The 24,320-nt window shown below is 40.2% G+C and carries 21 protein-coding genes; 14 read left to right on the top strand and 7 right to left on the bottom strand.

Annotated features, from left to right (window positions below; all coding sequences use genetic code 11):
• Nucleotides 1-30: 30 nt before the first annotated feature.
• The 6 genes from CWC04_RS05205 (at nucleotide 31) to CWC04_RS05180 (ending at nucleotide 3,805) form a co-directional block, all read left to right on the top strand.
• Entirely contained in the window at nucleotides 31-765 is a 735-nt protein-coding gene (locus CWC04_RS05205) for a 1-(5-phosphoribosyl)-5-[(5-phosphoribosylamino)methylideneamino] imidazole-4-carboxamide isomerase (protein ID WP_055019040.1), read from the top strand.
• A complete protein-coding gene (hisF, locus tag CWC04_RS05200) occupies nucleotides 747-1,526 on the top strand; it encodes an imidazole glycerol phosphate synthase subunit HisF (RefSeq protein ID WP_006793443.1) in 780 nt (259 codons plus the stop codon). The genes CWC04_RS05205 and hisF overlap by 19 nt, the downstream gene beginning before the upstream one ends.
• Complete coding sequence (gene hisIE / locus CWC04_RS05195; RefSeq protein ID WP_138684812.1) at nucleotides 1,517-2,131, top strand: bifunctional phosphoribosyl-AMP cyclohydrolase/phosphoribosyl-ATP diphosphatase HisIE; 615 nt, start codon at nucleotides 1,517-1,519, stop codon at nucleotides 2,129-2,131. Before hisF ends, hisIE begins: the two co-directional genes overlap by 10 nt.
• A 123-nt stretch (nucleotides 2,132-2,254) precedes the next feature.
• Nucleotides 2,255-2,749, top strand: a complete 495-nt coding sequence (locus tag CWC04_RS05190; protein WP_138684811.1) for a lipoprotein — start codon at nucleotides 2,255-2,257, stop codon at nucleotides 2,747-2,749.
• The gene (locus CWC04_RS05185) at nucleotides 2,750-2,935 is read left to right on the top strand and encodes a DUF1289 domain-containing protein (RefSeq protein ID WP_024031736.1); all 186 of its coding nucleotides are present in this window, start codon (nucleotides 2,750-2,752) and stop codon (nucleotides 2,933-2,935) included. It begins immediately after the preceding gene.
• 63 nt (nucleotides 2,936-2,998) lie between these two features.
• Nucleotides 2,999-3,805: a glycosyltransferase family 25 protein gene (locus CWC04_RS05180; RefSeq protein WP_138684810.1), complete on the top strand. Its 807-nt coding sequence runs from the start codon at nucleotides 2,999-3,001 to the stop codon at nucleotides 3,803-3,805.
• Nucleotides 3,806-3,813: 8 nt separating this feature from the next.
• On the opposite strand, the gene CWC04_RS05175 is transcribed toward CWC04_RS05180, so the two are convergent.
• The 3 genes from CWC04_RS05175 to CWC04_RS05165 form a co-directional block, all read right to left on the bottom strand.
• Nucleotides 3,814-5,085, bottom strand: coding sequence for an O-acetylhomoserine aminocarboxypropyltransferase/cysteine synthase family protein (locus tag CWC04_RS05175; protein WP_064387241.1), 1,272 nt, complete (start codon nucleotides 5,083-5,085; stop codon nucleotides 3,814-3,816).
• A gap of 314 nt (nucleotides 5,086-5,399) precedes the next feature.
• Nucleotides 5,400-7,472, bottom strand: a complete 2,073-nt coding sequence (locus CWC04_RS05170; protein ID WP_138684809.1) for a sensor domain-containing protein — start codon at nucleotides 7,470-7,472, stop codon at nucleotides 5,400-5,402.
• A 143-nt stretch (nucleotides 7,473-7,615) separates the two neighbouring features.
• Entirely contained in the window at nucleotides 7,616-9,406 is a 1,791-nt protein-coding gene (locus tag CWC04_RS05165) for a M61 family metallopeptidase (protein WP_138684808.1), read from the bottom strand.
• Nucleotides 9,407-9,609: 203 nt separating this feature from the next.
• On the opposite strand from CWC04_RS05165, the gene CWC04_RS05160 reads away from it, so the two are divergent.
• From CWC04_RS05160 to CWC04_RS05135, 6 genes are all read left to right on the top strand, one after another.
• Entirely contained in the window at nucleotides 9,610-11,145 is a 1,536-nt protein-coding gene (locus tag CWC04_RS05160) for a GGDEF domain-containing protein (RefSeq protein WP_126008892.1), read from the top strand.
• Nucleotides 11,146-11,224: 79 nt separating this feature from the next.
• The gene (gene ppnN / locus CWC04_RS05155; RefSeq protein WP_004586396.1) at nucleotides 11,225-12,568 is read left to right on the top strand and encodes a nucleotide 5'-monophosphate nucleosidase PpnN; all 1,344 of its coding nucleotides are present in this window, start codon (nucleotides 11,225-11,227) and stop codon (nucleotides 12,566-12,568) included.
• 10 nt (nucleotides 12,569-12,578) lie between these two features.
• A complete protein-coding gene (gene xni, locus CWC04_RS05150; RefSeq protein ID WP_055019047.1) occupies nucleotides 12,579-13,352 on the top strand; it encodes a flap endonuclease Xni in 774 nt (257 codons plus the stop codon).
• A 69-nt stretch (nucleotides 13,353-13,421) separates the two neighbouring features.
• Complete coding sequence (locus tag CWC04_RS05145; protein WP_004586398.1) at nucleotides 13,422-13,808, top strand: DUF3192 domain-containing protein; 387 nt, start codon at nucleotides 13,422-13,424, stop codon at nucleotides 13,806-13,808.
• 6 nt (nucleotides 13,809-13,814) lie between these two features.
• A complete protein-coding gene (locus tag CWC04_RS05140; RefSeq protein ID WP_138684807.1) occupies nucleotides 13,815-15,503 on the top strand; it encodes a hypothetical protein in 1,689 nt (562 codons plus the stop codon).
• Between the two features lie 189 nt (nucleotides 15,504-15,692).
• On the top strand, nucleotides 15,693-16,700 hold the full coding sequence (locus CWC04_RS05135) for an isocitrate dehydrogenase (RefSeq protein WP_055019049.1): 1,008 nt from the start codon (nucleotides 15,693-15,695) through the stop codon (nucleotides 16,698-16,700).
• Nucleotides 16,701-16,904: 204 nt separating this feature from the next.
• Here the strand turns inward: CWC04_RS05135 and CWC04_RS05130 are convergent, their stop codons facing one another.
• The gene (locus tag CWC04_RS05130; RefSeq protein WP_138684806.1) at nucleotides 16,905-19,904 is read right to left on the bottom strand and encodes an immune inhibitor A domain-containing protein; all 3,000 of its coding nucleotides are present in this window, start codon (nucleotides 19,902-19,904) and stop codon (nucleotides 16,905-16,907) included.
• 444 nt (nucleotides 19,905-20,348) lie between these two features.
• Here CWC04_RS05130 and CWC04_RS05125 point away from each other — a divergent pair, with 444 nt between their 5' ends.
• Nucleotides 20,349-22,073 (top strand): acetolactate synthase 3 large subunit, encoded by a 1,725-nt coding sequence (locus CWC04_RS05125; protein WP_004586402.1) that lies wholly within the window; start codon nucleotides 20,349-20,351, stop codon nucleotides 22,071-22,073.
• On the top strand, nucleotides 22,073-22,570 hold the full coding sequence (gene ilvN, locus CWC04_RS05120; RefSeq protein WP_004586403.1) for an acetolactate synthase small subunit: 498 nt from the start codon (nucleotides 22,073-22,075) through the stop codon (nucleotides 22,568-22,570). The genes CWC04_RS05125 and ilvN overlap by 1 nt, the downstream gene beginning before the upstream one ends.
• Nucleotides 22,571-22,783: 213 nt before the next feature.
• Here ilvN and CWC04_RS05115 read toward each other — a convergent pair whose 3' ends face one another.
• The 3 genes from CWC04_RS05115 to CWC04_RS05105 all read right to left on the bottom strand — a co-directional run bounded on the left by CWC04_RS05115 (nucleotide 22,784) and on the right by CWC04_RS05105 (nucleotide 24,280).
• Nucleotides 22,784-23,059 (bottom strand): HU family DNA-binding protein, encoded by a 276-nt coding sequence (locus CWC04_RS05115; RefSeq protein WP_004586404.1) that lies wholly within the window; start codon nucleotides 23,057-23,059, stop codon nucleotides 22,784-22,786.
• A 206-nt stretch (nucleotides 23,060-23,265) separates the two neighbouring features.
• Nucleotides 23,266-23,805 (bottom strand): DUF3833 domain-containing protein, encoded by a 540-nt coding sequence (locus CWC04_RS05110; RefSeq protein WP_138684805.1) that lies wholly within the window; start codon nucleotides 23,803-23,805, stop codon nucleotides 23,266-23,268.
• A 1-nt stretch (nucleotide 23,806) separates the two neighbouring features.
• Nucleotides 23,807-24,280 (bottom strand): chalcone isomerase family protein, encoded by a 474-nt coding sequence (locus CWC04_RS05105; RefSeq protein WP_138684850.1) that lies wholly within the window; start codon nucleotides 24,278-24,280, stop codon nucleotides 23,807-23,809.
• Nucleotides 24,281-24,320 lie beyond the last annotated feature (40 nt).

Genomic DNA, 24,320 nt, shown 5'->3' with positions numbered 1-24,320 from the left:
GCCCATTAACCAACAATAAAGAGATTATTTGTGATTATTCCAGCATTAGACGTATTACAAAATCAAATTGTTCGTTTATACCAAGGTAAGTACGACACCGCTCAGTTTTACCCTTTTGAGCTTGGCGCACGTTTAAAAGAATACGCCGACAGCGGCGCAGGTAAATTGCACCTTGTAGATTTAGAAGGCGCACGCGATCCAAGTAAAAAACAGTGGCAACATATCCAAGCTGCAACGAAAGCGCTTAACGTACCGTATCAAGTGGGCGGCGGTATTCGCTCAGAGCAAGATGTAAGCGATTGGCTAAAAGCCGGTGCTAACCAAGTTGTTATTGGTTCTATGGCGGTAGAAAAACGCGAGCAAGTAAAAGCCTGGATTGAACAATTTGGCGCCGAGCACTTTGTTATTGCCCTTGATGTAAATAAAACAGCCACGGGCTGGGCACCTGCAACCCATGGTTGGTTAAGTGAATCTGAGTTTGGTTTACTTGAGCTTGTAGACTTTTATGTAAGCTTGGGCGTTATTGACTTTTTATGTACGGATATCAGTAAAGATGGCACCATGACTGGCCCATCGTTTGAGCTTTACGAAGATTTAACTCGCCATAACAGCAGCATTAAAGTGCAAGCTTCGGGCGGCGTAAGCTCACTTGATGACATTAAAAAGCTTAAAGAGCTGGGCGTAGGTGGTGTTATTTTAGGTAAATCACTACTTGATGACGCATTTAGTGTTGAGGAGGCGTTGGCATGTTATCAAAACGCATAATCCCGTGTTTAGATGTAAAAGACGGCCAAGTAGTAAAAGGCGTTAAATTTAAAGGCCACGAAATAGTGGGCGATATTTTAACAATGGCAAAAGCCTACAGCGATGCCGGCGCCGATGAACTGGTTTTTTACGAAATCAGCGCAAGCGTTGAAAAACGCCTACTTGATGTAAATTGGGTAGAGAGCATTGCCCGCCACATCGATATTCCATTTTGTGTGGCTGGCGGTATTAAATCAGTAGCCGATGCAGCACGTGTATTAGAGCGTGGCGCTGATAAAATAAGTATTAACAGCCCTGCTATTGCCCGCCCTGAGCTTATAAAAGAGCTGCATGATGAATTTGGTAAGCAATGTGTTGTTGTAGGTATTGATAGCTTTTATGATGAAGTGACCGGCGAATACTTAGTGTATCAACTAACCGGCGATCCTAATGCATCAAGCCGTACACGTTACAAAACCGAGGAATGGGTTAAACGCGTACAAGACTTAGGCGCAGGTGAAATTGTTTTAAACTGTATGAACCAAGATGGCGTACGAAACGGTTACGACAATGAGCAGCTAAGTAAAATGCGCGCATTATGTAATATTCCTTTAATCGCATCAGGCGGTGCAGGCAGTATGCAAGACTTTGTTGATGTATTTAAACAAAGCGAAGTCGATGGCGCATTGGCAGCAAGCGTTTTTCACAAAAATGTGATTAACATTGGCGAATTAAAACAATTTTTAACTGATAACCAAGTGGCAGCAAGACTATGCAAGTAACACAACAAAACCAAACTCAAGTAGATTTTGCTAAAAGCGAAATGATCCCTGCGATTGTTCAAGATGCTCGCTCTGGTGTTATTTTAATGCAAGGCTTTATGAACAGCGAAGCACTAAAGGTGACGCTTGAAAGTAACAAAGTAACCTTTTACTCGCGTTCAAAGTCACGTTTATGGACCAAAGGTGAGTCATCAGAAAACTACTTAAACGTAGTATCAGTGCATACCGATTGTGACTACGACTCAATTTTAGTACTGGCTAACCCAGAAGGCCCAACATGTCACTTAGGTACACAAAGCTGCTTTGGTGATGATGCAAAACCTAGCCTAAGCTTTTTAGCGCAATTAGAAGATGTGATTGTTGAGCGTAAAAACGACGACCCAGCAAAAAGCTACACCGCTTCATTATTTACTAAAGACTTAAGCCGTAGCTGTCAAAAAGTGGGCGAAGAAGGCGTAGAAGTAGCGCTTGCTGCAATGAAACACGATAACGATGAGCTTACTAACGAATCGGCTGATTTAATTTACCACCTTACCGTATTACTACAACGCCAAGGCTTAGCCCTAGAAGACGTTGTAAAATGCCTGCAAGGTCGCCATAAATAATACAGCTGCTTTATTTTAGCGCATTTACAGGCCCATATTTTATGGGCCTTTTTTCGTTATGGTATTTATTTTTTTACATAGGTTGCGTATGGTGCAGCTTATCTAATTCTTTTAGCGTTGCTTATGAATAAATCAATTATCACAGCCTTATCCTTATTGGTACTAACAGGCTGTGTAAGCCAAAAAGCCCCTGCGCCTGAAATAGTAAAAACACAAAACACATGCAGTCCACTAAACACATTACTTAATGCGCACGCTAATGGCTTCAATGCAGTAAAAGCAAATAAAGTGGGGAATGATTTTATAAACCAGTGGCATGCTAATACCCATTTTATAGGCAATACCTGCACCATTACTCAACATAATAAGCAGTTTAGTTATCAATGCACGAGTGAATACAAACAAGCCCATGCCACAAATCTACATATACAAACAGTGGATAAAATACGTCAATGTGTAGCGTCACAAGGCTGGTACGAAAATACGAAAGAGTCAGCAATCTCAATGAGTAGTAACTTTGTTTTGGATGAAGCTCACCCAGTTATCACCTTATTTACCTCTCAAAGCAGAACGCGCTATATTACCCGTTTTGAAATTGCTCCACCCCTAGGAAATTAAATGCAAAAACCCACACACTCAAACACTAAGTTAAAAACAGACTGTTTAGGCATATGTGAGCGCCGCAGCGGTTATTGCACTGGCTGCGGTCGAACTAATGAAGAAATATTTGATTGGATCATCCTCAGCCAAGAAGAAAAAAACGCCATTTTAGCGCAGCCGCGAGCTGACTTAAAAAAGCCATAAATTTGCCACTTGCGTGTAACAGCCCCCCTTTAGTATTGCTAAAAACGGTAGGGGGTGAACATCATGGCAGCATTATTTGTAATAAACTTAGCGCGCTCAGCGCAGCGACTCGCAAATACTCAAACGCAACTGGCACGTGTTAACTTGTCATTTGAACGGATTGATGCCGTAGATGGCGCACAATTAAGTACACAACAAAAGTTCCTACATTACAGCCCGCAATTGAACAAACAGCAGTATCACTATCCGCTAAGCAATGGCCAAATTGGCTGCTATTTAAGCCACCGTAAAGCATGGCAAAAAATAGTTGATGAAAAACTAGATTACGCGATTGTGCTCGAGGATGACTTTTATATTGATGAGAGCATTCATAACGCGATAAAAAATATTGAGCAGCTACAGCAGCCCTGGCAGCTTATTAAACTCGCCGCTTATGAAAACCGCACTCGCCCTATTGCCTATCAGCAAAACCTAAATAACCACCAGCAATTAGTCATACATAAAAAGCTAATGACCGGCTGTTGTGCTACGGCAATAAGCTATGAAGGGGCTAAGCAATTACTTAAAGCCACAACCCAATTTGGCCGCCCTGTAGATTGCGACTTACAACATATTTGGGAAACCCACGTGAATGGTTTTTCGCTTATGCCATACCCTGTTTCGCAAAATACAGACATACAGAGCGATATTGCAAGCTGCGCTACTAAAACCAAGGTTAAAAAAGCTTTTTTTAAACGTAAGTTTCAACAATTACACAGCGGCGTTTTAAATAAACTTTATACAAATGCATTTATAAAACAAACCAAGCAAATTAAACCTAATAAAAAAGGCGCTACAAAAGCACCTTCTTTACTCACGCAAGGTTCTTAATTTTATAACTATGCTTTATCGAGCGCTTGGCTTACATCGGCAATAATATCGGCAATGTTTTCAATACCGACTGATAGGCGAATTAAATCACGGCTCACACCTGCGCTTGCAAGCTCTTCATCATTTAATTGGCGGTGTGTAGTTGACGCAGGATGACAAGCTAGCGATTTAGCATCGCCAATATTAACTAAACGCAAGATCATATTGAGCGCATCAATAAAGCGCGTGCCTGCTTCAAGGCCGCCCGCGATACCAAAGCTTAAAATGCCTGAGGCTTTACCACTGGTGATTTTTTGGCTCATTGCATTATATGGGCTCGATGTTAAACCAGCGTAGTTAACCCAAAGTACTTTAGGATGATTTTCTAAATATTCAGCCAGTTGCTGCGCGTTTTCGCAGTGGCGATCCATTCGTAAGCCTAAGGTTTCTAGGCCAATTAAAATGTCAGATGCATTTTTGGGCGCAAGTGCTGCACCGGTATTTCTAAGTGGCACGACTCTACAACGACCAATAAAGGCTGCTTCTGCAAAGGCATCGGTATAGACCACATTGTGATACGACGGATCGGGCTCGTTCATCATTGCAAAGCGTGTGGCATTGGCTTTCCAATCAAATTTACCTGAATCAACAATCATACCGCCAATAGCTGTACCGTGTCCGTTTATATACTTTGTCAGTGAATGAACCACTATATCGGCACCTAACTCAAATGGGCGGCATAAATAAGGTGTAGCCACAGTATTATCAACAATAAGTGGCACCCCTTTACTATGAGCAATGTTAGCTAAACGCTCAATATCGACAATATTACCTGCGGGGTTACCAATGGACTCACAAAATACTGCGCGGGTATTATCATCAATCGCGTCTTCAAAGGCGCTAAAATCATCAGCTTTAATCATGCGTGCTTCAATACCTTGGCGCGGTAACGTATGGGCAAATAAGTTATATGTACCGCCATATACTTGGCTGGTGCTCACAATATTAGTGCCTACTTCACACAAGCATTGAATAGCATAGGTAATAGCTGCCATGCCCGAGGCTACCGCTAGCGCGCCAATGCCCCCTTCCATTGCAGCTATACGCTGTTCAAGCACGGCATTGGTTGGGTTCATTATGCGGGTATAAATATTGCCTGGTACTTTTAAGTCGAATAAATCAGCGCCATGCTGCGTGTTATCAAACGTGTATGATGAGGTATTATAAATAGGCACTGCTGCTGATTTAGTGGTTTCTTCAGACTCGTAACCATGGTGCAGTGCTAATGACTCTAATTTCATAATTATTTCCTTCAATATTGTGATGATTAAACCTAGCATTATTAGCTTATAAAATGCACATGAATTAAATTAATGAATTATGAGTGTCAGGGGTATTAAAGTTTGCGGGATGAGTTTTACTCAATCTAGTGGGTGTTTTATTTCACTGCATAGGTTTTGTTTTATCGAAATGCCAAAGCAGTAGCAGTAAAGCCTATCATATTAATGTGTAGCGTTATTTGGCTAAAGGGTTTAAATACTAAATGCGGTTGACGGTTCAATTTACGCTATTTAAAGCTCAATGGGTTTTAGGTTAACACTTATAATAAATGTACTTATAACGCTTTAAAATCAAGTAACTGTAACGCTGGCAGCGGTTTACTAAAGTAGTAACCTTGAATCAAATCGCAATTTAGTTCGGCTAGTAATTTTTGTTGTGCTGATGTTTCTACGCCTTCAGCTACCACACTTAAGCCTAAGCTATGCGACATTGCAATTGTTGCTTTAACTAAGCTGTAGTCTTCTTGGTTTTCGGTAATACCACAAATAAAGCTGCGATCTATTTTTAATACTTCAAACGGATATTGCCTTAAATAGCTAAGCGATGAGTAGCCTGTGCCAAAGTCATCCATAGATAGTTTAATACCGAGCTTATTAAGTGCATGCAACGATTCTGTAATATTGGTTTGTACGCTCATTAACACGCCTTCGGTTATTTCAAGCTCGACATTTTTAGCACTTACTCCAGTTTTTTCTAACGTGCTTGCTATAAAACTTAGCAGCTCTGAATCTCTAAATTGGCTTGGTGATAAATTAATTGCCATGCTGTAGTTTTGTTGAGAGCTTACCTGCCACTGCGTTAAAAATGCTAATGCCTGCTCAATAACAAACTTTCCAATAGGAATAATTAAACCTGTTTGCTCTGCTAACGGAATAAACTCATCGGGCATAACCTTACCAAGCACACTATTGTTCCAGCGTAATAGCGCCTCAGCCCCAATTATTTTAAGTGTTTTAGCATCGCATTTAGGCTGGAAATACAATTCAAATTCGTTTTTTTCAAGAGCAACATGCATCTGCTCTTCTATTGCTAACCGCCTTTTTATGGCGGTATTCATTTCGCTGGTAAAGCAGGCGTAGGTGTTTCTGCCAAGCGCTTTTGCTTGGTACATTGCTGTGTCTGCATGGCGTAATAAATCAGAGGCTGTTACCCCATTATCGGGGTACAAAGCCACGCCAATACTTAACGTTAATAACAATTCGCGGCCATCTATTTCAAAGGGGGTTCTAAAGCTTTTAAGTAAGCGTGTAACAATCGCATCTAGCTGTTTTTTACTGTGTAGCTCTGATTGTAGAATAATAAATTCATCGCCCCCTAACCTGCCTACGGTCGCGTTTTCATTAACTATTTGGCTCAGTTTATTAGCGGCGCTGATAAGTAATGAGTCGCCAATTTCATGCCCGAGTGTGTCGTTTACTTTTTTAAAGTCATCTAAGTCGATAAAAATAACAGCAGCTAAAGTGTTTTTTTCGCTCGCAGTGTTAATCAGCTGAGTAAGTCGTTTTAAAGAATAAAAACGATTAGGGAGTAGCGTTAAGCTATCGTAATAGGCTTGTTTACGTATAAGTTTGTTTGACTCATGCTGCTCTGTTATGTCGCGAATTATCACCATTACTTGGTCTGAATGATGTAAATAACTCACTCGCGCTTCGAAATACAAAACGCCTTTGGGTACTAAAAGTTCGTATTCAAAGCATACATTACCTTTGTGAATTAACAGCTCTTGAATATTGTCTTTAAACATTTTGGCTACAGTATAGGGCAATACGCTAAACATCGATTTATTTAAAAATTGCTCAGGCTGTAAATGTAAGTTGCTCAAATCATTAGCATGGTAATCAACTATGGTGCCATCCGGTTTGAGTAAAAAGTACAAATCAGGAATGGCTTCAAATACTTTTTCGAGCATCTGCTGTTTATCCATAGCTTGCGCTTGTGCTTGTTTTACATCGCTCAAGTCTATGTCTATGCAGTACATCTGTTTTACCCCATGCTGATTTGTAAACATAACATGGCTTGAAAACACAGTAACATTGCTGCCATTTTGATGCTGTAATGTAAGCTCAGCCGCGGGGATTTCGATATCGCTTATGAGCCACTCACGATGAGCATCTATAACCGCATCTTGCATTGGGGGCGGAATAATTAATTCTTCTAGTTTTTTTCCGGTTGCGTACTCTTTTGTATAGCCATAAAGCAGCTCACTGCCTTTATTCCAATAAATAACGCGGCGCTGCTCATCGTATCCTTGCACAGAAATACTGTGTATCGCATCAAATAACTGATGCAGCGGATCGTTAAGCACAAATTGATGTGAGAGGATTTGAGTGGTTTTTAATGACTTCATTTATACGCAACCTAGAGTCGTTATTAACACAATAATAGGACGTACTCTTAAAATTAGCACTTTTAGGTTGGTTTTTAAGTGATATACCTTTGCATAAGATATAAAAAAAGGAGCAAAAGCTCCTTTAATAAAACGCTATTATGTTAATCAGCTTGCACATTAATGGGGTGCTCTACCCCCATCCATGCTTTAAATAAGGCGCGTTGAGATAAAGTTGCATTTTTATCAGCAACCACCTTTTTAGGTTTATCATAATCTTGCGATAAAACGAGGGTTGTCGATTGAAGTGCATCGCGACGAATAAAATCGATAGTGACTTTTTCACCCGCTTTAAATACTTCTAAGCTCGATTTTAAATCTTTTCCAACATGCTGCTTGTTAACCGCCACAATTTTATCGTCTGTTGTGAGGCCCGCTTGCCATGCTGCTCCGCCCCTTCGAACGTGGGTAAGTGTTAATAACTCACCGCTATTTTTTGCAGTGGCATCAATGCTTGCTAATGGCTTAGCGCTCTCAGGACGAGTAAGCTTTAAGCCAACTTTACCTAATAAAGTATCAAAATCTATGTTAGCTGGGGTGCTCACGTTATCGTGCCACCACGCTGTGTAGTCTTCACCTGTTAGCTCTTTTAATATTGCCAGTACATCTTGCTCAGTAAACCCTTGTGGTAACGTGTGCTTGTTGTATAAAGCATTGTGTACTTGGCGGTAGTTAACTTTTGCCTGGGTTGTTTCTAATAAATGTATATCTAACAACATAGAAAGCAATGAGCCTTCTAAATATATATTGGTGCTGTAATTACGCGCGTGGTCGCCGCCTTGGTTTATCCATTTATCAAAGCTTGTTTCGCTGGCACTTTGTACTTCTCGCCCTGGTGTTTGTAAGTGGCGATTAATCGTTTTACTCATCACTTTAAAAAACTCATCGGTGGTTTCTATGCCTGAGCGCACTAATAGATGATCTTCAAAGTAGCTAGTAGAGCCTTCCGAAATCCATAATAAATTTGAGTAGTTCATGTTGGTGTAATCATAAGGCGCCAGCCCTTTAGGGCGGTAAGCTTTTACATTCCAGGTATGAATAAATTCATGCGCGGCGGTACTTATAAAGCCTAAGTAGTCTTCGCGGCTACCAAAACGATTCCGTGGGCGCTGTATAATGGTTGAGTTTAAATGCTCAGTTGCCCCGCCAGCACCCGATGTAGCATGCACCATAAATACATAACGCTCATACGGGTAGCTATTCCAAATAACATTACCTGTGGTCACTAATTTTTTTAAATCAGTAAGCATTAGTTGCTCATCGTAGTTGCCTTCGCCCCATATGACTAACTCGTATTGGCGGCCATCTACTTCAAATTTATGAAGTTTGTTAATTCCTGTCTCTATTGGTGAGTCTACCAGTACATCGTAATCTGCGGCTTTAAAACTGTGTTTATTACTCGCATTTTCCATGCCTGATACAGAGCGCCACGCTTTAGGCACCTTTAAATCTACGGTAACTGGTTCTTGGCGAAATGATTCACTAAACATAAAAAAGCCAGATGCATCAATAAAGGCATGGCTATCGTCTATGTGGCGTGCACGTTTACCTAACTCGTTTGCATATACTTGGTAATCAATATTCACGTGTGTTGGCTCAGCTAAATGCACTCGCCATGTGCTGTGATTAATTTTTTCCCATTTTAATGCATTGCCATTTTCGTCTGTGGCCGCAAAGTAACGTACCCCATTGGCTAAATTTAATATTTCGTAGCGACCAGTGCGCCATGCAGGCAATTTAACATCGATATGCGATTGCGCCGACTTTGGAAACTCTACACTTACATTACCTAAATGATGTTGTGGCTGTGTAATACTTAAAGAATAATTTACATCGGCTAACGCAGGGGCTGCACAACAGGCCGCTAACATTGACAGGACAAAACGCTTTTTCATAATGACTCAAGGTTACTTATTATTTGAAATAAGCCTAACAAGGCATAAATTAAAAGTGAATTAAAAACGACAAACAACCTAATAGCTCAGTTTACATGCAGGGTCTAAGTAAAAATGCTAAGTTTTTAATTAGATAACTACACTTAATATGATTTTGTTGTAAACTGAAGGTAATGTAATTAATACGATGGCGGTATGCTTAGGTGTCTGAAAACTCTAACGCTGTAGATAAAAAGTTAAAGCAAGCAATTGAAGCAAGGATAGCCATTGAAAATGCGCGTAAGCTCCAAGTTGATACTTTATCAAATCTAACTGCAAAATTGTCTTTAAGCTGTAAAGGGCTTGATATTGAGCTTGATAATAAACTCGCCAAATTTAGAAGTTCGCTAAATAAAGGTGTCGGGTTTGAAATATTATCCCCTTTAATAGATGACATTTTATTGTTACTGCAAAACCAAGAGGCGTTACAAACAGCCCATCAGCGAGAGCTGTTTTCGAGCGTACAAACAGCCGGTAAGCTTTTACAAAAAACCAAAGGCTTACCAGATGATACCCGCCGCACTTTAAGACATTTACTCGACCACGAAATTAATAATGTACAGTCTACGCACGACTACATTCCGATATTAAATCAGCTTATAAACTTTTATCACCATGCTTTGCATAGCAAGCTTTCAACCACGGATGAAACAAGTACCAATGCTTCTCCTCGTATGGCTAAAAAGCTGTTAGAGCTTGCAAATGAGCTGGTATTAGAGGATGAATCGACAGAACAAATTAAACAAATAAAAAATACAATTACCGAAAACGATAATGTAGAAGCCCTGTTGCAAGCTGCTTTAAATATAATAAGCGTTGTGGTCAAAAATATCAGTAAAGAGCGCCAATCGGCACAAAGTTTTTTAGTCTCGCTTAACCAAACATTAGAAGAGTTGCACTCATCAATTGTATCTACCAGCCAGCACTCTAAGTCAATGGGCGAAGAGTTCGATACACTAAATAAACGTATTGAAGGAAAAATAAAACATTTAAACGAGCAAACCCAATCTGCTACGTCTATTTCCTCTTTAAAAGAATTAGTTGATAACGAGCTAAAATCTCTCAGCCAAGACTTTATTGCTAAAGAGCAGCTAGAAAGAAAAGACCGCGAAACGCTGATTGCCAGTTTTGATGAAATTAACCAGCGAATTGGCAGCTTAGAAGGCAAACTAACTAAATATAAAAAACGCCTAAACGAGCAACGCTTTAAAAGTTTACTAGACAGCCTTACAAAACTTCCTAATAGAGCGGCTTTTGATGAACGTTACAATCACGAGCTTCACTTATTTAATGTCCAAGCCTCGGATGTTACCCTAGTGGTTATTGATGTGGATCACTTTAAGTCAATTAATGATAGATTTGGTCATACTGCGGGCGATATAACCTTACAAGTTATTGCAAAGGCGCTGCAAAGATCAGTGAGGCAGTCTGATTTTATAGCCCGCTACGGCGGAGAAGAATTTGTCCTACTTATGCCTGGGCTTTCGTTGTTAAACGCAGCGCAGCCGCTTGAAAAACTAAGAAAAGTGATTAAAAATATTCCTTTTAAATTTAGAGAAAAAGAAATAGAAATCACCATTTCGTTAGGCGCTACACAATTTAAAAAAGGCGATACACCGCTCAAAGCATTCGACAGAGCAGATGACGCCCTTTATGAAGCAAAGAAAACGGGTCGGGATCGCCTTTGTATGAGTAAATAATGTCATAATTCTCAATTAGTTTGAGTGCTAAAGTAGATGACATGCAGTTTTTACATTTTAAGCAGCAAGGAGAATGCCGATGTTAATACAGTTAAACCCGACTGGGGTTTTAGATTTACTGTCACAATTGGAAGTTGATTTATTAGAGCAATCTTCAGCCAGTGAACGTTATCGACTTTTTAGAAACTGTGCCTTAGCCGTCCTTAACGTAGGCAGCCACACAGACGCAAGTAATGAAATTTACGATAAATACCAAGACTTTGATATTCGTTTAGTCAGTCGCGAGCGCGGCATTAAAATTGAGTTAGAAAACCCTCCCGAAACCGCCTTTGTTGATGGCGAAATAATTACCGGTATTCACGAGCATATTTTTTCGGTGATCCGCGATATTTTATTTATTTGCCAAAAATACGAAAAAGATCTTAAAGAACAAAAAGCCATTACCCACATGGTATTTGATATGCTTAGAAACGCCGGCGCGCTGCGCGTTAACAGCGAACCAAACATGATTGTGTGTTGGGGTGGACATTCAATTAACGAAATAGAATATAAATACACAAAACAAGTAGGTTACGAGCTTGGCTTACGTGGTTTAAATATATGTACTGGCTGCGGCCCAGGGGCAATGAAAGGCCCGATGAAAGGTGCCACTATTGGCCATGCTAAACAACGTATTAGTGAAAACCGTTATCTTGGTTTGACCGAGCCTAGTATAATTGCCGCAGAGCCACCAAACCCTATTGTAAATGAGCTGGTAATTTTACCCGACATTGAAAAGCGCCTTGAAGCATTTATTAGAACGGCGCATGCAATTATTATATTTCCTGGTGGTGCAGGTACTGCAGAAGAATTACTTTATTTATTAGGTATTTTGCTGCACCCAGATAACGAAAAACAGTGTTTGCCTGTTATTTTAACCGGCCCTAAAGAAAGCGAAGCGTACTTTAGCGAGTTATGTAAGTTTGTAGAGCTGACATTAGGCAAAGAAGCCCTTGATAAGTTTGAAGTAATCATTGATGATCCTGCGCTAGTAGGGCAAAAATTAAAATCAGCTATGGCAAATGTACGTAATTATCGTAAAAGCCAAGGCGATGCCTACTACTTTAACTGGACACTTAAAATCGATAACGATTTTCAGCAACCTTTTGCACCTACGCACGAAAACATGGCAAGTTTAGATTTGCACCTAGAACAGCCCAAGCAGCAGTTAGCGGCTAATCTACGTAGAGCGTTTTCGGGGATTGTTGCTGGCAATGTCAAAGATGAAGGCCTACGCGCTATAAAAGCACATGGACCCTATGTGTTAAGTGGTGAGCCTGATTTAATGAAAGATATGGATAAACTATTACAAGCATTTGTAGACCAAGGTCGTATGAAGTTACCCGGTAGTAAGTATATCCCTTGTTATGAAATAAAAGCATGAGTTTGACTATTTGAAACCCCATTTACTTTTAATTGATGCGCTTAATTTAATTAGGCGCATTTACGCAGTTGACGCTAACCAAACACACCACAGTGAAGAGCAGATGCTAAAGGCCAGTTGCGCGCGCGTAGCACATGCTTGCAAAAAGCTTTTACAGTCAACAGATGCCACTCACGCTATAGCTGTTTTCGATGGCGACAAAAGCTGGCGCTACCACTTTTATAAACAATATAAACACTCTAGGGCCCCCATGCCCGACACGCTTAAAAATGCGCTGCACTACTTTAAAGAAGCTATAGAGCAAACGGGCATCGTTGTATTTGAACCGCTCAACGATGAAGCCGACGATATCATAGCCACCTTAGCCGACAAAGCTGCAAAAAATAAGATAAACAGTACCATTGTTTCTACCGATAAGGGTTTTTTACCTTTTTTGAACGACTATATTTGTGTGTACGATTATTTTAAAAAGACCTACCTAGATTGCGACAGCATTGAGCAGCGTTTTGGTATTGAACAAAGTAAACTTATTGATTTTTGGGCCTTAGCGGGCGATAAAACTAACGATGTACCCGGCGTTAAAGGCATAGGGACTAAATCGGCTCAGCTTATTGTAAATACCTACGAAAGCATAGATAGCGCCATAGAAGATGATGCCCTATCAAGCAGTATTCAAAAAAAGCTAGTTGAGCAAAAAGACATGTATGTTATTTCTAAACAATTAGTCACTTTGCGAACAGATATACAGCTAGGTTTTAGTTTAAAGCAGTTAAGGTTGCATTAGTCGCATGTTGATAGCACTGTTTAAGCGCACAACATATACTCACTTTATTGTTGCGAGTGTGAGTTAAAAATGATTAAAAAGTTTATAAGATACTTAATATTAGGGTTAGGCTTGTATGCACTCATTGCGACTTTAGTGATCACCTTTTATAAAGATGACCCGCAAGCAATGATTTGGCAAGACCGTGAGGCTTTTAACGAGCGCTACATAAGAAAGCTGTCTATTGATGAGGCGGTTACCTTAAACAGTGTACTCGATTATTTAGGAAGCCCCGATTTAACCTATGCCAAACGTAACAAAGACCAAGTATGGCAGATTGTTTTTTACCGTACACAGCACCAAACTTCAGATGGCATAACCACGATGGATGAATGCACCGGCTTATTATTTAAAAATGGTGAGTTATTTTTATGGGGCCCCAGCGCCTATACAACTTATCAGGAAAAGATCAGGTGATGGCCAATGGATGAGCCTATTTCAAAACAGTTAGTGCGGTTACTGCATAACACACATCAAATACTAACAATTTATAGTGACAAATCGCAGTGGCAACATCTTTATCCGCTTGTTGTACAAACAGCCCAGCACTATCGCGTTTTGTATCAGCAACACCCGCACGCTTTACAAGCGCGTTTAAGCTTGTACACCAGCCACTACGACTTTGCTACAAACCTCGTTATTAACCAATGTGTTATTAGCACAGCACTGTGCGCTAGCCAGCAATTTGATGACGAACTAACCGAGCTTTATATTGGTGTTGCATTGGTAGAGCATTGCTGCGTTGTAGCGCAGCATAATAAAATTGCGCAGCAGCAAATGCTTACACTCAGCGATAAAAAAATATGGCGTTTTCGCCATCAGCTAGCAGCAAAAGTGTTGCTCAGTGCACAGCACCCTACTCAAAATAGCGTGCGTATGTTAGCTAAACTAAATAAGTATAAGCAAGCGTTACTAAGTACTAGCGACATAATGCTATATGACAATGCCATAACCTTGTGTGCATTAAGTAATATTATCGCGATGAACATCACCTATACATCGAAAAAGAACCCATTAAATTTTTACAAAGCTTTGGGTGAAGTGTATGTCAAAACAGCTAACCCATTTGCGCAAAGGTTAATTAAGGATTTAATAGCGCATATAGGCCCACACCTGCCAGGCAGTAAAATTGTTTACAGCGACCAAGCAATGGTTTATTTAGCAAGTGATGAGACTAATAAGCATATACTTATTAATGCCAATAATGAGAAAAAACTGGCGTGGTACAAGGTTAAAACCTCACTTAAAGATCAACCAATGCAATGGCTATGTACTGATAAACGGGTATTATTTTTAGCCTGGAACAATGAGCACCTGGTACGTAAAGCCCCGGCGCAGATAAGTTCAAAGGCCGAATTAATAGCGTTAGTGAGTCATATAAAAGTAGCGCATGAATATAGTTTTAAAGGCTTAGATAAGTTACTAGCCCCTTTTAGTGAAATAACACAGAAGCTCTGCCAAGCAGTCAGGCCCTATAACAATCAGCACCAAGCCGCCAAAGACTTACGCCATAGCTTGTCGATGGTCGGCTACGATAATGCACCGGCAATTATTCAGCGGGTTATATTTGAGCAATTAGTGGATACATCACATCATCCACACAAACACATCGTACTGAATAAACTTAATAGCTTTATTAGTATTTTAGCTTTAATGGTAAGTAATAACCCAAAACAGCAATTTGAACATATAGCCTTGCCCATCTATGGTTACGTGCATTATTTATTAACCCATTGCAGTGCACAGCTCTGTGCAAAAGTAACCATAAGTAGCGTGCCTAACCAAACTTATAGCGCCCCATTAGCAGCCTTTTTTGGGGTGGAAACGACTAATAATGAACATTTAAATACAGAATTAACAAAACTACTGAGTGATAATCCATGGACCAAGCCTCTACTCGATGCTGAACAACAACCTAAAAAAGAGCTAAACGAGCAGCATAAATTATGGATTAGTTTAAAGGTCGTGGCGCAAACTATTTTTAAACCCGCTCTGCCTTTAACTTCTTGGCAAAAACAAACTTTAAATGCGCAGCTAAAAGCACAAGGCTTTAAATCTGAGGATGATTTTTTTGCGCAACTGCAAGGCTTATCGCTATATAACAGCATTTAAGTCACTTATGCTGACTATAAGTACAGGTTATACCCTGTATTTATAGTATAAACTGGCAAAATGGGCGATAAGTTGGTATAAATGCGCCCTCAAAATATATCCACATACGTCACATAAATGACCTAACAAGCAGTTACTATTATTAGTAATAATTTATGTGCGTTTTTTATTCTTTTAAAGGAAAAGTCAATGGCCAAACAAACCATCACAGTGATCAAAGGCGACGGCATCGGTCCGAGCATTATCGACTCAGCACTTGAAATATTAAAAGCCGCAGGTTGCGATTTTGATTATGAATTTGTTGATGCAGGCCTTGCTGCACTAGAAAAAACTGGCGAGCTACTTCCTCAAGAAACAATTGATACAATCGCTAAAAACAAAATCACTCTTAAAGGCCCACTAACGACGCCGGTAGGTGAAGGTTTTACGTCTATTAACGTAACATTACGTAAGCAGTTTGGTTTATACGCAAACGTACGCCCTGTTAAATCATTTGTGGGTACTAAAGCACGTTACGATGATATCGATATCATTACTATTCGTGAAAATACTCAAGGTATGTACTCAGGTGTAGGCCAAGTAGTAAGCGAAGACGGTAACGAAGCAGAAGCTAAATCTGTAATTACTCGCGAAGGCGCTGAGAAAATCATCACTTTTGCCTACGAGTTAGCAGTACGTGAAGGCCGTAAAAAAGTAACCGCAGTACACAAAGCAAATATCTTAAAATCTACCTCTGGCTTATTTTTAAAAGTTGCACGTGAAGTTGCTGAGCGTTACCCGCAAATTGAATCAACTGAAATGATTGTTGACGCAACATGTATGAAGCTAGTTATGACACCTGAAGAGTTTGACGTTGTAGTAACAACTAACTTATTTGGCGACATTTTATCTGATCTTTGTGCGGGCTTAGTTGGCGGTTTAGGTATGGCACCAGGGGCAAACATTGGTGAAGATGCTGCTATTTTTGAAGCCGTTCACGGTAGTGCACCAGATATTGCTGGCAAAAACCTAGCAAACCCTACTTCAGTAATTTTAGCGTCTATCCAAATGCTTGAGCACTTAGATATGGGCGACACGGCAGAGCGTATTCGTAGCGCAGTAGCTGATGTAATAAAATCTGGCGATCGCACAACACGTGACTTAGGCGGCAGCCACGGTACAACTGATTTCACTCAATCAGTAATCGACCGTTTATAATTTAACAAGGTTAATCTTGTTTTAAGCCTAAAAAGCCAGCATATTGCTGGCTTTTTTGTATTTTAACCTTTGCTGATAACACCACTTGGCATAACTACGCTATTTATTTTAAATAGAATTTTTAATGCAGCGAGCATCACCTTTTATACCACTGGTGTTAAGTTATTAGACATTTAAGTCAAATGCTTTTACTTCACAAAATCATTAAACTTTATTGCTGGTACGCCGGTAAAATCCACTTATCACTAATAGCGCAATGAAATAACTTATTGCCCCACCACTTGATGACGATTCACTTTGCGCTTCTTGTACCGAGACTGTTAGCTCACTACTTATAACTTCATTGGTTTGACTGTCTGTGAGCACAAGTTTTACTGAATAACTACCTGCACCTTGGTAATTATGACTTGGGTTTTGCGTTGTACCTAGTGGGCTGCTATCGCCATAATCCCAGCTATATGTATAATTACCAGAACCACCTAATGGTGAGCTATTAAATTGTACCGCTAAGTTATTTGCCGTATGGCGTGTACTTAATTGCAGCGGTGCGTTAACACTCAAAGAATGTTGTTGGCTAACACTTATCCCTTGCGTATCAGTTACAATTAACGCGAGGGTGTAATCTCCAGAGTAGCTAAATTGGTAATCTAGGTTTTCAGTTTGCGATACGGGTTCACCATCTATAAGCCAACTCATGTTGTAAGGTGCTTCTCCGCCAGTTACGATTGCTTGAGCAGATAAAATCGCACCGTTTAACTGATACATTAAATTTTCAATTTCTAGCGGCTTTGTGATGGTAATTTGTTTAGTTTGTGTTTGCGTAGTCGTCTCACCCGTTGCCGAAAAGGTAACGCTATAGGTGCCGTAATCGGCATAGGTATGTGTAGGACTTAGCTCAGTACTCGATTGCCCATCACCAAAGTCCCATAAAAATGTATCTGTGGGGGTTAACTTTAAACCGGCTACATTAAAGCTAACGGTTGCCTCGTTTACTGTTGTGGTTATTTGTTGTAGCGCATCATAGCTAAGCAAAAGCTCTGCTGTTTCACTTTCAGGGTGTTGGCTGACTATTTCAAAGTTAAACCCTTGGGGAGTAAGCACCACACCTGATTCAGCCTGCTGCGTAAAGCTGTAATCAAAATGATCATTAAACTCACTAATGGCAGCTAAGTCTTGATCGCCTAAACCTGCACTTTGCTGATATAAACTAAATGCAGCATCGCGTACTTGTATAGGTGTATCTGCAAGTGCGGTGCTACTTGTACCGCGATAAATTGGCTTTTGATCCGCATCAACCACTAAATTACCCCCCCCCCCTGGGTGATCAGTTGTGTTGTTGTTATCAAATGCACTATCGCTATACCATAATAAAACTCCCGGTGAATATTGCTCTGCTTGTAAGCCGGCATCCACACCTCTGTGCGCACGTAGCTGTATATAGTAGTGGGCTGGTTTAGCATAAATATAACTGCTCACGCGGCTAAAACCATTTAACGCTAAGGTCGACACTGACTGCTCTGCGTTATTTTGCCAAATCACAGTATTGTTGTGTGTTATTTTTAAATCATCGGCTACAAAACCATAATACTGTGTGTTTGTATCGGTAATATACTCAATACTTAATGTTATGGTTTGTCCCGCATATTGTGTTAAATCAAACTCATGCATTAAAAAACCATTAGGTTGCTGCGCATCTGCATGTAAAAACGAATCACCAGTTATATACGGGCCTATATCGCCATAATAAGGATTTGTCTCGATTGTATAATTACCAGCTAAAGGAGTTTGATTTACCTTTACTTGTACAAGGTCATAATCGCGCTCAATACTGTAGTAAGCTAAAAAGCTAAGTGTCAGTGGTGTAGCCGCCTCAGGTAAGGTCATGGTTTGTGAGAGCGTGTGTGTTAGGTTGTTACCTGTACCAGAGTAAAATTGAAAATCACCTTCAACCGGGGTTTTAAATTTTTCTAGCTGCTGCGCAAGTGTCACTTTAATTTGGCTTTGCTGCTGAGAAAGTGAGCTAGTATAAACAAGCGACTGCTGAGGCTGGCTGTTCACTTCCTCCATGGTTAAATTAAGCTGGTTCACCCAATTGCCTTGGTATCTGTTTTGTAAATACTCAAGCGCCTGTGCACTAAACATAACGGGCTGTGAACCTCTAGGTCCACCAGCCCAGCTACCAGTAGACATTATTGACCAAGACGATACAGGCTCACCCACCGTATTTGACTGTAAATCGTACTCATCTGCTAAACCTAAGTCGTGACCAAATTCATGCGCAACGACACCTATGCTGGCATCTATTGGGTTTATAGTATAACCCGATAACTTAACGCTACTACCCGCAATACTGACAGGCTCACTGTTTTCATCAAATACGTAGTAGCGGTGAGACCAAATTGCATCAACGCCTAAATAGCCTCCACCGGATTCTTCACCAATACTGGAATGAAAAACCATAACATGGTCGATGATGCCATTTGGCTCGTTGATAATGCCATCGCCGTCAATATCATCTAAATCTGTTAAATCATATTGCGTTAAATCAATATCAAATTGTGCAGTGGCTTTTTCTACTGCTTCTTTTATCAGTGCGGGGGCATTTATATCGCGTGTGTTACCTACGCGCTCACCATAGGTTTTAGCATTACTATCTGCCCTAACCCACCCATATACTTGCCCGCTAAAAGTTAAGCTAGCGCCTGATGCGTCGTAATAATAATCGTATACGCTGCTAAGTGTTTCATTATTAGGGCCTACAAACCCACCCTCATTAAAAAGCAATTGTTGGTAATGCTCTTTTGTATAATTTTCGTAATACATATCGGTATCATCATCAACTAGCTGATTGTCATCGTGCTTTAAATCAGGAAAATCAACTAAAATAGCCAGTACTTTAACCTCATTTAGCGCGTTGCTAGGACTAGCCGCACTTGCATATTGCAGCTGCTTATTGGCTTGCTTAGCGGTTAAGCGGGCTTTCATGGTAGAAACAGGTTTTAACTGCGAAGGGTTAAGCATTGCAGTATTCGCTAAGTAGCTGTCAACCGTTGGCTTGTTAGTGGTTTGTTGGGTATCAGCGCGTTTATTTAACCAATACTCTATTCTTTGTTTGTTAATAATACCTGGGTCATGCGCACTGGTATTTGCTGCGTTAAGATTTAGGCTGCAAAGGAATAAGCCAAGCCATATTATTTTTTTCACTGTATCTTCCCCAGATATATTATTGCTCTATCATACCTAATATATGCATTAAGCACAGCGCTCAAATTACCTATTTACCCATTATGGTTACTCGGTAAAATTAGCATAATTTCTTCATATTTTTTATATAACTACAAATAGCGTGCAACTTTTTAGTATTAAAACAAATTAATTTGAAATTTTAATCCAAAACAGCCCTTTCAAGGTTGACATAAGCACGTAAAACCCTTAAAAATAACCCCATATAGAATTTTTAATCTAAAGCAGCATTTTGCTTTTTATAAAGTGACAATTATGAAAAAACAACTTCACCTTTTAATCGTACTCGTAGTGGTCTTAGTGATAAGCCCAGCGGGGATGTATTAAAAAGTGAAATTGCTTTTTAAAAACCCTCGCACTACGCGGGGGTTTTTTTATGCATAAACAGCGCACAGAGGAATGAGGATGAGCAAACAAGAATATAATGGTTCTGAACTAGTTGTTCAGGCATTAAAAGAGTTGAAGGTTAAGTATATATTTGGCTACCCAGGTGGGTCGGTTTTAGATTTATACGATGCACTTTTTCAACAAGAAGACATTGAACATATTTTAGTGCGTCACGAACAAGCCGCAACCCATATGGCTGACGGTTATGCCCGTGCTACTGGCGAAGTTGGTGTTGTACTTGCTACCTCAGGCCCTGGCGCAACTAACTGTATTACAGGTATTGCCACCGCTTATATGGACTCAATTCCGATGGTGGTATTATCGGGGCAAGTACCTACTAGCTTAATTGGTGACGATGCATTCCAAGAAACCGACATTGTTGGCTGTTCTCGCCCGGTTGTAAAACATAGTTTTAACTGCAGAAGCGCTGAAGAAATTCCGGCTATTTTGGCAAAGGCGTTTTATATCGCAAGTACTGGCCGCCCAGGACCCGTTGTTGTTGAGCTACCAAAAGATATGCTTAACCCTGCTATTAAGTTTGAGTACAACTTCCCTAAAACAACAGAGCTTAGAACCTACAGCCCAAATACAAAGGGCCACTCTAAACAAATTCGCAAAGCGGTTACCGCAATTTTAGAGGCTAAAAAACTGGTTATATACTCAGGTGGCGGTATTATTTTATCTAACACCTCTGAGCAATTAACCCGCTTAGTTGAATCGCTAAATGCACCTATCACTAATACATTAATGGGCTTAGGCGGTATTTCGGGTATTCACCCAAATTACGTGGGTATGCTGGGCATGCACGGTACGCTTGAAGCCAATAAAGCCATGGCAAATGCCGATGTAATTTTAGCACTGGGAGCGCGTTTTGATGATCGTGTAACCAATAATGTTAAAAAGTTTTGCCCTAATGCAACCATCGTTCACGTAGATGTAGACCCGACCTCTATTTCTAAAACGATTAAAGCACATATTCCGGTTGTGGGCTGTTTAGCCACTGTAATGGAGCAACTGCAAACCGGCATAGATAAAAGTAGCATTCAAATTGATCGCAGTGCACAAGAGGATTGGTGGCGACAAATTATTAGCTGGCGCGAGCAAAAGTGCCTAAGCTACAACACCGATGGCGACAAAATAAAGCCTCAAGCTGTTATAGAAGCAGTGTATAAAGCCACTAATGGTGACGCATATGTAAGCTCTGATGTGGGTCAGCACCAAATGTTTGCAGCGCAATATTATCCATTTAAAAACCCTCGCCAATGGATCAATTCAGGGGGCTTAGGCACCATGGGCTTTGGCTTACCAGCAGCTATGGGTGTTAAGCTTGCCTTTCCTGATAAAGAGTCAGTGTGTGTAACCGGCGATGGCTCAATCCAAATGAATATTCAAGAGCTATCAACATGTTTACAGTACAACTTGGCTGTAAAAGTGGTTTCGCTAAATAACCGCTCATTAGGCATGGTACGCCAATGGCAAGATATGATTTACGGCGGTCGCCATTCATCTTCATATATGGACTCATTACCTGACTTTGTAAAACTTGTTGAAAGCTATGGCCATGTAGGCATAAAGGTAGATACTTTAGATGAGCTACAACCTGCTATAGATAAAGCAATGAGCATTAACGATCGCTTAGTATTTTTAGATATTAACGTTGATGAAAAAGAACATGTATACCCAATGCAAATTAAACTAGGTGGCATTGATGAAATGTGGTTACGTAAAGGAGTAAAAGCATAATGCGTCGTATATTATCTATTTTATTAGAAAACGAACCGGGAGCCTTATCTCGCATTGTTGGGCTTTTTTCACAGCGCGCCTACAACATAGATAGCTTAACAGTGGGCACCACTGATGATGAGTCACTGTCACGTATCACCATTACCACAATGGGTGATGATAGAATCGTTGAGCAAATTACTAAACAAGTTAATAAATTAGTTGATGTACTTAAAATTATTGATTTGACCGAAATGAGTCACATCGAACGTGAATTATTACTTGTTAAAGTATTCGCCCAAGACGAAACCACACGAGCAGCGGTTACACGTGTTGTAGATGTGTTCCAAGGTGCTATTTTAGATATGGGACGCCAAAGCTACAGCTTACAACTGGTAAGCAGCACAGACAAAATAGAATCGTTTTTAGACACCCTACGCCATGAAACCGACATTATTGAAGTGGTGCGCTCTGGTGCTGTAGGGATCGGCCGTGGTGACAAAGCATTAAAAGCGTAATTAATTAAAGCTTAAACGTTAAGCGTTTTATATTAAATCCCTGCTAAGCAATTAGCAGGGATTTTTTATGCTAAGCCTTGCCTTACAACGCCCTGCATTAATCCCTAATTAGGCATGTGGGAATAAGCTTAACTTAGGTAAGCTCACTACTTTAATACAGGCAAAAAAAAAGAGCTAAATAGCTCTTTTTTAAAAAATTCTGTAAAGCGCCAATTAAGGGTTTACTTGGTCTTTAAGACCTTTACCTGCTTTAAAGCTTGGGATAGTTGCCGCTGCGATTTGGATCTCAGCACCCGTTTGTGGGTTACGGCCAGTACGTGCTGCACGTTCTTTAACTGAGAAAGTACCAAAACCTACTAATGCAACTGAATTACCTTCTTTTAAAGAAGAAGTTACAGCGCCAGTAAACGCGTCAAGTGCACGTGTAGCAGCAGCTTTAGAGATTTCTGCATCAGTAGCGATTTTTTCAACTAATTGAGCTTTATTCATTGTTAGATTCCTATTCGTTATTATTTTGCCTTCGCAAAACCTATCTTTATGCATTTTTAAGGAGTTAGCAACAGCAAATTGCATTTTTTGCTTAAATACTTCGAAAATGCGTAAAATTTTAATAATTCTCGGTAAAATACAGCGTGTTGGGTTAACTAAAACTTAATTTAAGTACACAAAAGGCACACTTTAAATAACACACTGCTCTATATTTTTTCGATAACTAAGGTCACTTCCCCAACCTCGACACCAAACTTAACAATAGACGTTCGGTTTATCAAGCGCGATTGTGTAACCAGGTACATCCAATCATCAAAATTCACCTCAAGCGTACTGCCGTCGTAGGGTAAGACCACATTGTAGTTCCAATGAAACACACTGCCTGCGCTTTTACCGGTTGCAATGCCAAGTACATCATCAGCACGTCCCACTAAGCTATTATCGTCATTAAGGGTGACATACCAAATACGCTTTTGTGTTTCACCATCGTCATACACAAAGTCTTCCTCTATAACGCCCTCGTTCCCTTCCCAGCGCGCATTCATAGTGACAACAAGTTTACGTGTGAGTTCGCCTTTATAATCTTGCACAACGCCGTATGCTTTCAAATCGCCACTAAAAAACGCTTTAAAATCAAATTCTGGGTTGCTGCCATGGTAGTGCTCTACTTTTGGCGCAGAGCAGCTTACTAAAAATAATGCGGCCATTAAAATACATAGCTGTTTATATTTATTTATATTGCGCATGTTAAATCCCTAATAATTGTTTTCTAAGTGCTGGCTCTGAGGTATTTGGGCTTAGCCAAATAGCTAAAAACTGATTGGCAAATTGCGAGTCACTAATTTCACCTAACTTTTTATCATTATGATAAAAAGTAGCCTCACCGCTTGGTGATGTTTGTAAGCTTAACGACTCGCCTTTTTTAATGTCTGGCCAAAGAGTGAGCAATTTATCAGCATACTTCGCTGATAAATCACTTTTACCTAAATGCTGCCATTGCTCTTTAGTGGCTTTAACAATGTCTTTTGCTGCAAAGTCTCGCAAATAGGTGAGCGTAAATTTAACGGGGTGCGACCCCTGTTTGTAACTCCCTGAGCGGGTATATAACGTTGCATCGTAAACATCCCAAAATAAATATTCCATGCGCGCCTCGCCCACTTTTTTAAAGTCAGTTTGCTCTTCGCTAAAGCTCAATGGGGTAAAAAAAGTAGCCATAATCATTGTGGCCGTTATTGCACATATTTTTGCGGTGATATTCATA

The organism is Pseudoalteromonas sp. S2893, assembly GCF_005887105.1.
GTDB lineage: Bacteria > Pseudomonadota > Gammaproteobacteria > Enterobacterales > Alteromonadaceae > Pseudoalteromonas > Pseudoalteromonas atlantica.
The sequence above is the reverse complement of the archived record's forward strand: the minus strand, read 5'-3'. Positions and strand labels throughout refer to the sequence as shown.

Excerpts from the sequence above, each read along its gene's own strand:
- hisF (WP_006793443.1), top strand. The coding sequence starts at position 747 with ATGTTATCAAAACGCATAATCCCGTGTTTAGATGTAAAAGACGGCCAA.
- hisIE (WP_138684812.1), top strand. The coding sequence starts at position 1,517 with ATGCAAGTAACACAACAAAACCAAACTCAAGTAGATTTTGCTAAAAGC.
- CWC04_RS05190 (WP_138684811.1), top strand. The coding sequence starts at position 2,255 with ATGAATAAATCAATTATCACAGCCTTATCCTTATTGGTACTAACAGGC.
- CWC04_RS05185 (WP_024031736.1), top strand. The coding sequence starts at position 2,750 with ATGCAAAAACCCACACACTCAAACACTAAGTTAAAAACAGACTGTTTA.
- CWC04_RS05180 (WP_138684810.1), top strand. The coding sequence starts at position 2,999 with ATGGCAGCATTATTTGTAATAAACTTAGCGCGCTCAGCGCAGCGACTC.
- CWC04_RS05175 (WP_064387241.1), bottom strand. The coding sequence starts at position 5,085 with ATGAAATTAGAGTCATTAGCACTGCACCATGGTTACGAGTCTGAAGAA.
- CWC04_RS05170 (WP_138684809.1), bottom strand. The coding sequence starts at position 7,472 with ATGAAGTCATTAAAAACCACTCAAATCCTCTCACATCAATTTGTGCTT.
- CWC04_RS05165 (WP_138684808.1), bottom strand. The coding sequence starts at position 9,406 with ATGAAAAAGCGTTTTGTCCTGTCAATGTTAGCGGCCTGTTGTGCAGCC.
- ppnN (WP_004586396.1), top strand. The coding sequence starts at position 11,225 with ATGTTAATACAGTTAAACCCGACTGGGGTTTTAGATTTACTGTCACAA.
- CWC04_RS05145 (WP_004586398.1), top strand. The coding sequence starts at position 13,422 with ATGATTAAAAAGTTTATAAGATACTTAATATTAGGGTTAGGCTTGTAT.
- CWC04_RS05140 (WP_138684807.1), top strand. The coding sequence starts at position 13,815 with ATGGATGAGCCTATTTCAAAACAGTTAGTGCGGTTACTGCATAACACA.
- CWC04_RS05135 (WP_055019049.1), top strand. The coding sequence starts at position 15,693 with ATGGCCAAACAAACCATCACAGTGATCAAAGGCGACGGCATCGGTCCG.
- CWC04_RS05125 (WP_004586402.1), top strand. The coding sequence starts at position 20,349 with ATGAGCAAACAAGAATATAATGGTTCTGAACTAGTTGTTCAGGCATTA.
- ilvN (WP_004586403.1), top strand. The coding sequence starts at position 22,073 with ATGCGTCGTATATTATCTATTTTATTAGAAAACGAACCGGGAGCCTTA.
- CWC04_RS05115 (WP_004586404.1), bottom strand. The coding sequence starts at position 23,059 with ATGAATAAAGCTCAATTAGTTGAAAAAATCGCTACTGATGCAGAAATC.
- CWC04_RS05110 (WP_138684805.1), bottom strand. The coding sequence starts at position 23,805 with ATGCGCAATATAAATAAATATAAACAGCTATGTATTTTAATGGCCGCA.
- CWC04_RS05105 (WP_138684850.1), bottom strand. The coding sequence starts at position 24,280 with ATGATTATGGCTACTTTTTTTACCCCATTGAGCTTTAGCGAAGAGCAA.